The sequence below is a fragment of the Anabaena lutea FACHB-196 genome (genome assembly GCF_014698305.1).
In the GTDB taxonomy this organism is placed as follows: Bacteria; Cyanobacteriota; Cyanobacteriia; order Cyanobacteriales; family Nostocaceae; genus Anabaena; species Anabaena lutea.
This window is the reverse complement of record NZ_JACJST010000035.1, coordinates 32,953-47,055: the sequence shown is the minus strand read 5'-3', so window position 1 is coordinate 47,055 and position 14,103 is coordinate 32,953. Positions and strand designations below refer to the sequence as shown.

14 protein-coding genes and 1 tRNA gene are annotated in these 14,103 nt (G+C 39.0%); all 15 read right to left on the bottom strand.

Features of this window, described 5'->3' with window-relative positions; translation table 11 throughout:
* Positions 1–47 precede the first annotated feature (47 nt).
* The gene (locus H6G59_RS25065) at positions 48–494 is read right to left on the bottom strand and encodes a hypothetical protein (protein WP_190720149.1); all 447 of its coding nucleotides are present in this window, start codon (positions 492–494) and stop codon (positions 48–50) included.
* A 20-nt stretch (positions 495–514) separates the two neighbouring features.
* Positions 515–715 carry a hypothetical protein gene (locus H6G59_RS25060; RefSeq protein WP_190720146.1) on the bottom strand — a complete coding sequence of 67 codons (201 nt, stop codon included), beginning with the start codon at positions 713–715 and terminating at the stop codon, positions 515–517.
* Positions 716–757: 42 nt separating this feature from the next.
* The gene (locus H6G59_RS25055) at positions 758–1,117 is read right to left on the bottom strand and encodes a hypothetical protein (protein WP_190720143.1); all 360 of its coding nucleotides are present in this window, start codon (positions 1,115–1,117) and stop codon (positions 758–760) included.
* 100 nt (positions 1,118–1,217) lie between these two features.
* On the bottom strand, positions 1,218–2,060 hold the full coding sequence (locus H6G59_RS25050; RefSeq protein ID WP_190720140.1) for a hypothetical protein: 843 nt from the start codon (positions 2,058–2,060) through the stop codon (positions 1,218–1,220).
* Positions 2,060–3,937: a coiled-coil domain-containing protein gene (locus H6G59_RS25045; RefSeq protein WP_190720137.1), complete on the bottom strand. Its 1,878-nt coding sequence runs from the start codon at positions 3,935–3,937 to the stop codon at positions 2,060–2,062. Before H6G59_RS25045 ends, H6G59_RS25050 begins: the two co-directional genes overlap by 1 nt.
* Before the next feature lie 126 nt (positions 3,938–4,063).
* Positions 4,064–5,152 carry a hypothetical protein gene (locus H6G59_RS25040; RefSeq protein ID WP_190720135.1) on the bottom strand — a complete coding sequence of 363 codons (1,089 nt, stop codon included), beginning with the start codon at positions 5,150–5,152 and terminating at the stop codon, positions 4,064–4,066.
* Positions 5,153–5,154: 2 nt separating this feature from the next.
* Positions 5,155–5,664 (bottom strand): hypothetical protein, encoded by a 510-nt coding sequence (locus tag H6G59_RS25035; RefSeq protein ID WP_190720132.1) that lies wholly within the window; start codon positions 5,662–5,664, stop codon positions 5,155–5,157.
* A complete protein-coding gene (locus H6G59_RS25030; protein WP_190720129.1) occupies positions 5,665–6,198 on the bottom strand; it encodes a hypothetical protein in 534 nt (177 codons plus the stop codon).
* Complete coding sequence (locus H6G59_RS25025) at positions 6,198–6,974, bottom strand: hypothetical protein (protein WP_190720126.1); 777 nt, start codon at positions 6,972–6,974, stop codon at positions 6,198–6,200. The genes H6G59_RS25030 and H6G59_RS25025 overlap by 1 nt, the downstream gene beginning before the upstream one ends.
* 1 nt (position 6,975) lies before the next feature.
* The gene (locus tag H6G59_RS25020; RefSeq protein WP_190720123.1) at positions 6,976–7,308 is read right to left on the bottom strand and encodes a hypothetical protein; all 333 of its coding nucleotides are present in this window, start codon (positions 7,306–7,308) and stop codon (positions 6,976–6,978) included.
* A gap of 242 nt (positions 7,309–7,550) precedes the next feature.
* A tRNA-Lys gene (locus H6G59_RS25015) sits at positions 7,551–7,622 on the bottom strand.
* Positions 7,623–7,684: 62 nt separating this feature from the next.
* Entirely contained in the window at positions 7,685–9,934 is a 2,250-nt protein-coding gene (locus H6G59_RS25010) for a sensor histidine kinase (protein WP_190720120.1), read from the bottom strand.
* 582 nt (positions 9,935–10,516) lie between these two features.
* Positions 10,517–11,137, bottom strand: a complete 621-nt coding sequence (locus H6G59_RS25005) for a hypothetical protein (protein ID WP_190720106.1) — start codon at positions 11,135–11,137, stop codon at positions 10,517–10,519.
* Entirely contained in the window at positions 11,137–12,375 is a 1,239-nt protein-coding gene (locus H6G59_RS25000) for a glycoside hydrolase family 10-like protein (protein WP_190720103.1), read from the bottom strand. Before H6G59_RS25000 ends, H6G59_RS25005 begins: the two co-directional genes overlap by 1 nt.
* Positions 12,376–12,572: 197 nt before the next feature.
* Positions 12,573–14,042, bottom strand: coding sequence for a glycolate oxidase subunit GlcD (glcD, locus tag H6G59_RS24995; protein ID WP_190720101.1), 1,470 nt, complete (start codon positions 14,040–14,042; stop codon positions 12,573–12,575).
* Positions 14,043–14,103: the final 61 nt, after the last annotated feature.

Below are 14,103 nucleotides of genomic sequence, written 5' to 3'. Positions count from 1 at the left end.
AGTAATGATGGTTATTAATGTAACTATCATTCCTACTCTTTCTGCATTCATTGCTTATTTTTAATTATTTTGTTTAGTTTAATTACCTTTTGATGGACGGCATTGATAGATTTTTGCAATTCTTCCTTAACCGAAAGCAATGATTCCTCATTATTGATTATTGAAAATTCGTCGTTCAAGAAAGATTCGTAGACCTTAATAGTTATAGTTTTTATGGGGGGTCTTGGACGTATTTCCAAAGAACATCCAATCAACTCTTCCTTGGGCAAAGTAAACATCTTTGACCCCTCAAAAAGCCTGTACCACGTTCCATCGAATCTCCCCGCAGGAGTATTCATGAATGGGATAAGCCATGCAACTTGCTCCCATTCCCTACCCGGTACTTCGCAAGATACAGCTATTCTTCTATTTGTCCAATTGTGGATAAAAATTATTGTAGGTTTGGGACTAACGAATAAATCCGTAAATTTTCTCTCGCCAATCTTTGACCACATAATAATTTTCACCCAATTAATTAAACAAGAACGATAGTAACGTTGGCTTCACGGTACTCTACATCAAAACTCAGGTCTTGAGTCTGTACCGACCCCTGTAGAAATCGTGCATCCTCTACAGTTCCCTGCACGTCGGAGAGGTCGATGTTGGCTTGAAAAACCGATCCATCCCAATAGCCAGTGACAGCACCTGCCTCGACTTTCACAATCACGTATTCCATCGATTACTTTTCCTTAATTAATAAACTGAAATATCAGACCAATTACCCAGCTACGTATTTGACTCGACGCGGTGAAGTGACTTTGCTGATTACCCCGCCGTTGTACGCCTTGCCAAGCAACTCATCTTTAGCGGTATCAGCCTTGTCAGGCGCGACTAAAATCACAGTACCCAGCCGCTTCTTATTCTTCTTGTAGGTAATCCGAAACGCAACAAGCCCCCTGTCGAGTGCATCGCTTCGATTCTCGGCGATAATGACTTTACCCGCAGGGGGTACACCGTCATCATCCAGAGTCCATCCAATCTCAGTGGCAATCCCACCTATTACGTTGGGGTAGGCTTTCAGGTACACGCAGCCAGTTGCACCAACATCGATTCTATACGCAGATTTCTTTTTTACCATAATGCCCTAATCCTTTCATATCAAGCATTCTGGCATATGAATCAGGCTTCATACCCTGCGGACATATATTATATATCCGCGTTTTTATACGGGACTGTTTCTACGTTGGATATTTCGTGATAATAGCCTCCGGGAATCTCCCGGTTGTGTCTACCAAGCTAATAGGGAATTCCCTATTATCAATCACCATGTAGGCGAATCGAAACCGCACCTTCGCGCTGGGTCTCCATCGCTTCTTTTTCACGGATTTTCCGTAAACTACCTCATTCCCCACGGGTTTTGTTACCGAAGATTTTTTTGGTTTGTCCGAAAGACCGATTAAATCATCAGAGAAAGGCAATAGCAGAATCTTACAAACTTTTTTAATAACATCAACACCTTCTGCCTGAGAAAGTGCAAAAATTTTCAAAGTTTTTAGCCCATTTTTCGGGTCAGCATAAGAAACTATTTGCTTACCTTTATTGAAGGTAATTCCTTTATTTAATTCTGTGAATTCTTCTGCAATCCTTGAGGCGAAAGGTAGCGCCTTTGCTGGGGTCATGCTTTCTTTTGTATGCCCCATTACTCGGAAAGAAATTTCAGCTTCCACAGGGCGAAGCCCATCGGGTACAGATGCTCTATCTTGCGAGAAGTAAAGGAATATTTGCGGGTGCAGTTCATAGGCTTCTTGAAATTGTTGACTCGGCACACCGAAAACTGGAGCCAAGCCACGGAAGGCATATCCCAGCACCACGTAAAAATAAAAAAGCCGAATTAAAGTGATAGTAGATGTATCTCTATCTTGAATTGTCACCGCTGTTCTAATTGCACCTCTAGTAGTTCCGATTTCAGGCTCCCAATTCGGACCTAAATCCTTGAAATATCTTGCTAATAATTTATTGTGGTCGCGTCTGAGCATATCTTGTAAATGCTCCCACGGTTTATATCCATCTGGTAAAGCCATTATGAATCATCCTCAACTTTGTCTATAGGGTCAGTAATATCTTTTCCGGCTGAAACGGCTTTTCCCGCATCTTCAGCTTCTTTTACTTTTTTAGCCTCTGGAATTTCCTTGCCTTGCGGTGCGCCTTCTTTCTGCTCCAAACTATCTGCCAAATTTGCGGCTGATTGCTCCAAATCTTCCTTAGCCGATTTCACGTTTAATGGCTGTTGAGATACATTTTCTACGATGCTTGCAGTGTCCTCCAATTGATTTAGTTTAGTAAGTAAAGGATTGGAGAAGTTTGGCGTGGGATTGAACCACCCGTAGGCGTTTTCAAACACCTCACCCGCATTCCTCAAAGCATTACCTATTTTTGAAGTTTGACCCGCAATTACTTGTAATGCATATAAAGTTGTGTCTGCCATATCAAGCAGGGAAGAAAATAGATTGCCAGCCGCTTGATAAATGCGGTTGTATTTAGCCCATTCCTTTTTAATAGTGGTGTAATTGTCCTCCCCAATAATAGTTTTGACAACATTTTCTACAGTTGAATTAATAGCGGTTGTTACGTCGAAAGTTGCCCCTGAGTCATCCTTTAATCCAATAGTATCAAGCACATTCTGTATTACTTGCATCAGCGTAACACCGATATTTGAGCTTAATTGGAAGGCGTTATGTATCGTTGCTGCAAAAATCAAGACGTTTAACAACCTGTCTAATTGAAGCCACTTAAACCCAGCTATCAACTTCAGAGAAACCGCAGTAACAGCAGCTTGTACATTTTTTGTCAGAGCCAAATTGGCTGTTGTTGTTATGTCGATTTTTTTCAGCAGCCCCAAGTCGGGATTGTTGTAGTTGTTGGTTGTGTAATTATTGATAATTGTCACTGGCTTTGTTATCCCTACCTTTAATGCTCCTAGAACGGCTTTTATCGCATTAATCGCCAGCCAAATTGCTGCTACTTCAATAGAGAAGGTGGCGATTTTAGCAAGTATTTCTGGGATTTTATCTGTTAATGGTTTGATTTTTTGAAGCTCTTGAAGTACACCGGATTTTATTTTATTAAGTTCACCTCCAAAATCATTTTTTAGCTTATTCAGTTCCTTGGGTAAATCAACATTGATTTTTTCAAGTGCCTTGAGAAATTCAGTTTTTATGCCCTGAATAGTCTTTAAAAGGTCAGCATTTACCTTCTGAATGGATTTGCTCAAGTCAGCATTGATTTTTTGAATTGTTGAATTGATGCTTTTTATTTGGGAATTTAATGATGCAACAAATTGATTTAATTTAGCTTGTAAAGCATTGAGGGATGATTGGACACCAGCAACTACTTTCTCTAAGCTTATAACTCTATCTTGCAGCCTTAGTAAGGCGTTCTTTGTGGAACTGGTTAAAAATTTGATTTCATCTTTAATAAATGCCTCTAATCGCTTCATGGCATTTAATGCGGATTTTTCTAGAAATTTAATATTTTCTAGTGCAGCTTCAGCCCTGGTCAATGCTTTATCCGCTTTCCCTTCGGCTTTCACTGCGATAGTAGCTGCTGCTCGTGCATCGGCTTTTGCACCTTGAATAAGTGCAAGAATTCCTGATAAATCAAACTTGCCATTTTTAAGGAATGCTTCCATTCCAAGGTCTATTAGTTTGGAGAGAAGAATGCTACCAATGATAGATAAAATAATCGATTTAACTAATGCTGGTAGTCCAGCAGTTAAACCTGCTACAAGCTTTTGAAGCAACCCAATCGCACCCCATAAAGACTTATGTTCCGCAGCATTCGCTACCTTCTCACCATCAAATTTAAATTCTAATATTTGAATTCTTCTATTTTGAGCTTCAGATTTTTTGTTAATTTCAGCAATTTGACGTTTTAGCTCGTCAATTTGCCGTTGAATCATCGCGTTCGGATTTCCTTTATCATATTCTGGTTGCCATCCAAATCGCTTCTGTAAGTTGTCTATGCCCTGGTTAAATCTACTCGGTAAGTCGCTGAATGATGGGTTTCCTGGTACGGGCATTCTATTCTATTTCCTGAATAATAATCTGAATAAATTACGAATAAATATCCCTACAACAGTGACTGCTACATTGAACCTCGACATTGAATTTGAAAGTTGTTTTCCAATTAAATCTAGCTTGTTGATGTAATTTTCTATATCATCAATTTCGTTTTCAGCCTCTGCTATTTTTTGTTCAGCAGCCGCTACTTTTTGTAACAGAATTTTAATCAAAGCTGATTCCTTTTTACAGTCGCACATCTTTTTCTCCGGTGGTGGTGGCGGTGGTGGCTTAGGGGGGGTGGAGCCTACTCCTACGAATACAACTTGAAATGAATAAGTTGTATCGAATTCTCTAGGTACGCGATTTTGAATCCCCGCGACGTATACGGGGATGCTTTGTGAATCAGCTAAATAAATAACGTGTTGGGCGTTATATCCTTGCTTGGATATAACGCCGGAAACTAACTTTGCATATCGAGGCGTTACCCCGTCGTTCTGCGTTCCACCTGTTAAGCTGATGGCATACTTAAAGCTATCTTGGATATCGATTGGTGATATTTCAAGCAGTGGATAGTAGTAAGTGTCGTTTTGATAAAACGACCAAGATATGTCTAGGATATGAGTTGATAGAACGTAGACAGAATTACCATTTTCATCAAACCCGCCTGTAGGTATCTGATGAGTATTATCTTTTTTAATCGAGGTACATGATGTTATGCTTCGTTTAATACGCTGCGCGGATTGCCCCTCTATGAAGTAGTTGATTGTGGAATCGCTACTAGTGCAGTGGCAAAGTATTCCAAATCCATCCCCATAAATAGATGTTGTGTTTGGTGGTGGTGTGGCTTCTGGGATGTCTTCAGATGGTGGTGGTGTGCAATCATTTGATGGATTTCGCCACAAAATTTGAAAGGATGGTAAAGCCATCCATAGTAAAAATCCTGTTGCTTGAAGTCCAATGTTGCATCCATCAAATATTAGATTGATGCCTATTCCTAATGGTTTATTCGTAATTGCGAATGGTTTGTAGTATTTTGGTTTCTGTGGGGTGTTGGGAGTAGCGTAAAAGTTATTTCCAATTGGCACTAGCCCCTTTTGTGGTTTAGCAAACATAATTAAATATGCACCAAATTAGAAAAACCTAATTCTGTCGCAGCTTGGTTCCATAGCGTTTTCTCTTCACTAGTAAAAATGTAGCCAGCTACTTGTGTAAGTAAAGTAATTCCGGCCGATAAAGCGTCTTCATTTTTCAGATTTAGAATTGCTATAGATATATGAATTTGAGCAGTTGATATGCCGGGAGAGTTGCCTTGCATTGCTGCCATTGTCAAGCGTTCAAATAAGGGGTGTAGATTCCCTGAAAGAATTCTATTTTTCAATTCATCCCAATCAGGATTTGGCGGTATTGAAGATGGCTCAATATCCGCTAATTCAATGCCTAAGTCTTTCCCTATGCACCATTGCTCCCATGCTGATTGCAATGATGATCGAGTTGGTGGATACTCGATTAAATTAAAATCTATTTCTTTAGTTTCTGGATTGAAAGGGATGGGGCAATAAATGCCCCTGATTAATACGAATATAGCGGTGACTTGACCATTGAGATTATGCACAATTTTCATCATTTATCTTACGCATCTGTAAATAATTGAATGCCCTGAATAACTTGAATTTTCTGAAGACCCACCAACATTGACATGGGTAATGTTTAATCCCGAAGGGACTATTGGATAAATTACATTGACATCCGAAACATATTCACCCCTTCCTGTGGGAATTCTCGATTCATTTACCGCTAATACTATGACGCTAAATGAATTAGCTGTATTCATGTCCCCCAATCTGTACCGTATATATTTAGTGTCGCTGTTAAATTCTCCTCCAGTAGTTGTACTGCGAAAGCTTTTAATCCAGATTCCGCTACTATCGGAAATTTTGGGTACTGAATAAGGATGGTCTACCCATCCTAAAAAATTAAGGATTCTGTCCTCCCTTTCAATCCAATAAGTACCATTCCAATACCATCTAGAAGATGGCGCACCAGCATTGTCAATTTTGTCCCATTTTTGATTCAAACTAGGATTAGGCGGAATATTTACTGATTCTATTGACGGGGATTGTGCCAAAGTAATTGAATTAATTCTTCTAACTAAAGGCATTAGGTATACTCTCTTATTTCAAGATTGGCAGTTCCCTCCTCCACTACCGCATAATATTCACCTGTATATGGTGAATTTCCTGCCTCTGATAATTCATCTCCGGGGAGTAATTTTCGCAAGTAGGAAGTATCAGATACAGTGTTTTGTGTGTCCAGGTAGATGGTTTTGTCAGTTATGTTAACCATATCAATACCTGTTCTCAGTGGATTTGAGTTGACTATTAATGATGGATTGGTGGTAATTAAATTAGCAATTTTGATTGCTGAATCACTAGATTTTTCTAACCACAGATTTTGAATTAATTCCCCAGAGATAATTACTTTATCTTGGGCTTGCAATAATCCATATCCTGCATCTTCAATTCCTATCGAAATCATGTCACCATCGCCTAGATTTATTGGCTCGACGGGGATATTTGCATAAGGGTAAGGAACGACTGAGAGCAGAGAATATGTAGTGAGAAAAGTCCTGTCTTGCCCCTGAATATCAAGATAAAAGTTTAGATGAAACCGCTCTGATGTCCATTGCAAGTTTAAAAGAGCAAGTTGTTCTTCACTTTCTGATGCCGAGATTCCAAATTTAGGATATTCAATAGCTGCAAGTGATTTAATCATATTGCAGATATTGATATTCTCAATTCTATTCCACTTTTGAATGATGCGATAGCCCGGTATTGATAGAGGAGTTATTGTCAGTAAATCGCTAATCGTATCAGCCGAATCGGTTGTTAATGATTTAGCGAATTTAGTCTTGGTTTCTATTCCTTTGAATGTCATGTTAGTAATTGTCCGGGTCGAGTTCTGTCACTGTATCAGGCTTACTCAGATTAATGGTTATCTGGTCAATACGATAGGGTGTATTTTGCTCTCCCCTGGGAAGAATAGAGGGAAAATCACTGCTTTGTAAATAGATGGATTTTTCTATGTCCGCGTCGTACGCGGCTTGGGTTAATACCGTTTTAAGCCTTAATAGCAGTGCAGCTAAAAGGGAGGAGCCAGAATTTGAAATAGCAGCTTCTAGTGTGGGGAAATCTGCTTTTTGAATTGTCCAGGAAGTTGCGGTTTGTGTTGCACCCGCTCCAAATACTTCAGTCAATGTAGATTTTGGCATAAAGTCATATAGCTTGTAGATATATAGCTATATTACACTAGTAGTACTTGAGTAGCAGCGAAAATGCGATCGCACAAACGACAGAAGGAAGAGTACAAATACTCTCCCTGTAGAGGATTTTTATGAAATTTAGTCAAAATCTAGATGGTGTTTTGCTTGTAAATCCAGGATTTATGAGGGGGTATTCCTGTAAATTAGGCAAGAATTAGTCAAAGCCAGTATTTAGAAAACCTGAAAGCTAGTGGGTGAGGAGGGAATCGAACCCGCAACCAATTGATTAAGAGTCAACTGCTCTACCGTTGAGCTACTCACCCACACTAGGACTCATGATATCAGACTTTTGATGCTGGCGCTAGTGTTGCAGTTAAAAAACTGGCTAAAGCGGGAATTTAATGGTGAAAGTAATTTGATTATCGGCACTTTCGACGTGAATTGAACCGTTTAAACGTTTAACCATTGCTTTCACCAAAGCCAGTTCTAGTCCAGAATTGCTGGATTTCCAGGGAGCATTGTTGGTAAAGCGATAAAATGGCTGGAAAACTTTTGCTAGTTCATGACTGGGAATCTCTGCACCGGAATGGCTCACCTTTAACTCTACTGTGTTTGCGCTCAATTCAGCAGAAACGGTAATTGATTCACCTGCGGGAGTGCATTTACAAGCTTGGTTAAGCAGTTGGGTGATAATTCGCTCAAAATCGGTGATATCGGTTTCTAAAGACGGAAGTTTTGCGGCAATATCTAAGTTTAAGTTTTGTTTTTGACAATTGGCAACATCGCGAAAAGATTCGACAATGGGAGTTAGCCAGGTTTGTAAGTCAATGGCAATTAATGTCGGGGGTTCGGGTTCAATTTTGAGATAGGTGAGGGTGAGCAAATCGTTAATTAACTTGCTTTCTCTCCCGCATTCATGATGTAAAATTTGTAAAAGTTGCGGTACTAATTCTAGATCGAGAATACCACTTGGGGTTAACAGACCTTCTAGAGTTTGAGCAGCAAGACTAATACTAGTTACGGGTGTACGAAGTTCTTGGGAAAGAGTTTTTAGGAATTCGTTTTTGTGACGTTCCCGTTTTTCTAGTTCTTTTACCTGTGCTTTGGTTTTTTCCTGTAGTTGAGATTGGCGAATTGCGATCGCACATTCATTAGCTATCTCCTGTACTAAGGATATCTCCAATGGCTCAAATATCTCCTCTGTTGGTTTAATTAACCAAATATTGCCCAAAATCCCCTGAGAATCAAAAATTGGACAAGCTAGTTGGGAGACAACCTGTACTTGTAGATAGTTTCCGGGCAGAATTTCCACAGATTGCAAAGTTTGTTTTTGCCAAAGTGGCTGATATACTTCGGGAAAGTCGGCAATTTCTCTAATTAATCCCTGACAATGAGGTGAACTATTACTATACTCACAGGTGACGGTGGCTGAAGTTTGGGAAGGATTATAAAGTTCGATTTGACATCGTTCCAGTTGCAATAATTTTGCTAATTCTTGAACTGCGGTTTGGAGAACTTCCTGAGCATCCACACTATCACGGATTTGTTCAGTAATCCTTCGCACCAATGCTTGAAAGTTCTGTGCTTTATTTAACTGGGATGTATGCTGTTGTTTTTGTAATTCTAGTTGTTCTTGCAGATATTGTACTTGTTTTTGTAGTTCTGCTTGCTGGGCAGCAATACCCAGTTGAATAGCTATTTGTTTGAATAAATCGATTTCTGCTTGTTGCCATTGTCGTTTTTCTCGGCAATGTTGAGCAATCAAAAGTCCCCACAAATTCTGTTTTAATAAAATCGGTACAACTAGATTAGCTTGCACCTGCATGGAAGCCAAAAAATCTCGTTGACAAGGATGCAAACCTGTGGCATAAATATCTTCCACTACGTGAATACAACCACGTCTGTAACGTTCTCGATGTTTGGCATCAAAACAGGGATCTTTGATTTTTCGTCCGAGGAGGAAATCACCAGCGGTAATTGTGGATTCGGCCAAGATTATCCCCCCATTATCCGGCTCAAAGCGGTAAATTAAAATGCGATCGCTTTCTAATAAATGCCGAATTTCTTTAACTGTCTGCTGGAGAATCGTTTCTAAGTCTTGACATTGGCGAATTCTCAGCGTTGTTGATGCTAATAAGCGTTCCCTTTCCCCTTCTATTTTTCCAGCTTGTTCTGCCAGCTTTGAGGGAGTAATATTGCTACTAGTGCCAATCAGTCTATAAATTCTAGAGTCAGCATCTCGCAATGGCGTTAAAGTTGTACTCCACCAAGTGAATATTCCCTGAAATTGTAAACATTGTTCATAGGAAATCGTTTTCCCAAAACGCACACAATCAGCATAACGCTGACGTACACTAGCAGCATCAACGGGAGAGAGAATATCCTCTGGTTTTTTACCCCGGAGTTCTTCAGAGCGAATACCAAGCCACCGTTCATGGGTAGGATTAAGTGCTAGATAGCGAAAATCCCCGTCTTCCAGAACATCGACAATAAATATAGATGTCTGCACAGAATCGTACATACTGAGTAGAAATTGCTCACTACTACTTTTTTTATCTGCTTCTGTGCCGAAAAAAATCTGCGGTGGTGCTGAGTTTGTCAAATTTGAGATCGATTCAACTCGATTGATTTTCATGGGAGAGCCTCTATTTTGGACTGCTGACTCTATCTAGGCGCTCTCTCTTACATCATATTAATGGTGATAACAAATTTCCCTTAGCGCCTAAAGCTAAGTGTTGTTCAGATGTTGTTCATAGATTTATATCTTTCTCTACTTAATAATCCAAAATTGCCGTAAGCTACATAAAATGGTGTAATTAAACACAAATACTAAACTCACCCCCAACCCCGTCCCTAATAGAGAAGGGGAGACTAAAATCCTCTCCCTTTGTAGTCGGGGAGAGGTTTGCAAAGAGATATTATATTTAATTAAGCCCACCCAGTGAATAGGCGTAAACTCAAGCATTCCTGATGTTTGCAGGCAAAAATACATTTGTATTTTCGGGGAACGATACTGAAAGTATTTTTAGTTATCCTTTATTATTATCGCATATACTGAGTTACAGACTTAGGTAAATCTCATAATCTTAACAATTCTTTACATTATCGTCAAGACGTTTTCGTGGGAATGTCTCCTCATGAGCAGTTAAAAGTTACAGCAGATTGCAGATAAATGGGGTACAGAATCTAAATTGAAACCTAGACACATTCGCCAGTTTTACTCCTGACTCCTGACTCCTGACTCCTGAATTCTGCTGTATTTAAGCAATTTATAAGCGCTAATTCCTGTCAAGATTCCCACAATTAACCAGGTAATAGCTAAACCGACAACTTCACCTAAAAATAGCTGTGTGAGACGGTGCAGAAATAGCCCAACAGCTGAACCAGTGGAAACAGCAACAGCCCAACTTGCTGAACTTACAAACATCCAACACCATACCCACGGAACTGATTGAGGCATTGCTATCCACCATTGTGCCAGACCAATGACTAAACCGCCTATACTTCCGGAAATAATCCCTAAGAAAATTCTCAGAGGGAAAAATTCACTTGAGGGTACACACCAACCTACCGCACCTACACCAATAGCCGCAATTAGCACCCAACTGAAAATGGTGGATAATACCCAGCCCAGGGGAAAGATCCTATGCCTAAGTATATAAGATTGGGGGAGTGCGATCGCTAATCCACCTACACCTGCTTCTAGTAAACCAATATCCGACTTTTCACCAATTTCAATCCAAAGCAAACTTAAGAAAAAACCACCCAAAGTGGCAAAAATCCACAAAGATGTAAAACTCAAAATACTATATTTAGATTTTTCAAACGCTAAATGCATCACAATTTTTTTAGTTTTAAAGGTTTGACAGCTTTGTTATAAAACATTTCTAAAAAAGCATTTCTCCGCTTTTGAGGTGATTCGGGAGAAATGTAACCCCACAAACTTTCCCAATAGAAAAAAGAGAAGCCAAAGAAATTGTGTTCACGCACAATTTGTACTTTTTCTTTAATACGATTAATCTCCACAGGATTGATTAAAGTTCCCGTTAATATGCCAATACTCACAGGAATCTTCGTCAAAGCTAATTGTACCGTAGGTTTTTCAATTTCTGCAATAAAAGAATTTTTATCGTCTCGATATACCTGCAAAATCAATTCATCTACTAAACCTTGATTTACCCAACTTTCCCAATCTTGTAAATAGTATTTATAGGCAAAATACTGTGAATTAGGAGAAAGAGATATTTTAGCCTGAGGCTTAATTGCTTTTACCTCTTTATTAATTTGGAACATAAAATCAGTAATTTTATCCGCTCTCCAACGCATCCATTCTGGATCAAAAGGATTGCTAGGTGGAATTTTACCTAAATGTTCTTTTTGATAAAGTTGAATAGTAAAGGTATCATAACCAAATTGTACAGGCATTCCAAAATGATCATCAACTTGAATTCCATCTACATCATAATTGTTAACAACTTCCAAAATTAAACTTTTAAGAAATTTCTGTACTTGTGGGTGAAGAGGATTTAGCCAAGCTTGTCGATTAAACACACCATCATTAATCTCTTCCGGTAGGTTTTCATCAACAGAATTTATACCTTGTTGTCCAATTGTCAACCATTCTGGTTTTAACTCTGCTAATTTAGAATTAGGTGGAGTCATTAACCCATATTCAAACCAAGGAATCACACTCAAATTTTGCTTTTTAGCCAACCTTACTAACTTAGCTAAAACGTCATTTCCCCCATGCACGAAATTAAGAAAAGGTTGAACATCTTCACCCGTTATACTTTTAGCAACATCACTTTTATAAAAAGTGTAACCTCTATTCCAGACTACCGGATAAATTGTATTAAAATTCAGTGCAGCTAATTGATTGATAGCGCGGTTAATACCCCAAGGAACAAAAAGTACACCACTAGCAACATTAGTCAGCCAAACACCACGAATTTCTGTAGTGACAAGACTTGTTTTTTGAGAAGAAACCAGAGTTGAAGAAATTGGCAATACTGTTAAACTGAATACAAATCCTAAACATAGGAATAATAAAAAACAACGGCGTAACACCCTATTCATTGGGAAACTAAACTTAGTTTTATCCTCTATATATAACTACAAAATCAAATTATATTTATCAGGATTATGTAATGATATCAAGATTTGTTGATAAAATAATAAAAAAATGTAGGTTGGGTTGCGCTTTCACTTAACCAACCTACGTAAATATTGATTTTGGTTTCTCCAATAAACTGTATTGGCTGATACTTTCGTAATTAAAATCTCTCCACTCCTGAAAATTGCTGAATTGAAGCCTTTGCTGCTTCTCCACAAGTGCGAGGTGTGGGGAAAATTTTCCCAGGGTTTGCTAAACCTTGCGGATTAAAAACCTGTCGCACCCATTGCATAGTTTCTAAATCAGCATCACTAAACATATCGGGCATATAACATTTTTTGTCTGCACCAATACCATGTTCACCAGAAATGCTACCACCGACTTTTACACACAGCTTGAGAATTTCTCCCCCCGCTTCTTCCACTTTTTCCAACTCTCCGGGGATAGAATTATCAAATAAAATCAAAGGATGTAGATTTCCATCCCCAGCATGAAACACATTCGCAATTTGATAACCATATTTTTGGCTGATAGCCTCAATTTCATTCAATACATAAGGTAATTGAGTCCGAGGAATTACCCCATCTTGGACATAATAATCAGGGCTGATATGTCCCGCAGCAGCAAAAGCAGCTTTCCTCCCTTTCCATAATTTTAACCGCGTTTCTGGGTCAGATGCAGAAGTAATATTCCGCGCCCCATTTTTTAAACAAATTTCTGCTACTCTCTGTTTATTTGCTGCAACTTCCACTTCTAAACCATCAATTTCTACTAATAAAATTGCCGTTGCATCACGAGGATAACAATTAGTAGCAACCACATCTTCAACAGCATTAATACTAACATTATCCATCATTTCCATACCACCGGGAATAATGCCAGCACTGATAATATCAGAAACACTCGCAGCCGCAGCTTCTACACTGGTAAAATCTGCCAAAAGCACACAAATTGATTCTGCACTTTTGAGAATTCGTAAAGTGATTTCTGTCGCAATTCCTAAAGTTCCTTCTGAACCGACAAATACACCTGTTAAATCATAACCTGGCATTTCGGGAATTTGTCCCCCGACATCAACAATAGAACCGTCAGGAAGTACAAGTTTTAAACCCAAAACATGATTAGTCGTCACACCATATTTTAAACAATGTACTCCACCGGAATTTTCAGCAATATTACCACCAATTGAGCAGATAATTTGACTAGAAGGGTCTGGTGCATAATAAAATCCAGCACCGCTAACAGCTTGTGTCACCCAGCTATTAATTACCCCAGGTTGAACCACAGCCAACTGATTTTCTAAATCAATTTTGATGATTTGTCTCATTAAAGATGTGACAATTAAAACCGAATCTTCTGATGGTAAAGCGCCACCTGATAAACCTGTTCCTGAACCTCTAGCAATGAAGGGGACGGAGTGTTGATTGCAAATTTTGACAACTTCGGCTACTTGTTCTGTGGTGCGGGGTAAAACCGCAACTGGGGGTGTTTGGCGATAGCTGGTTAAGCCGTCGCATTCATAAGTGAGAAGTTCTTCCCGGCGTTTTACTACTCCTTTTTCTCCCAGAACCGCAATAAATTTTTTGATGATGGGTTTCCAGTCGATTTGTTTTTTTTCTTGGGTAAGCATAGTCTATTAATGGTAGATGTTTATTTTTACTTTAAGGCTATTTGTGTGGTTATGGAAGTTG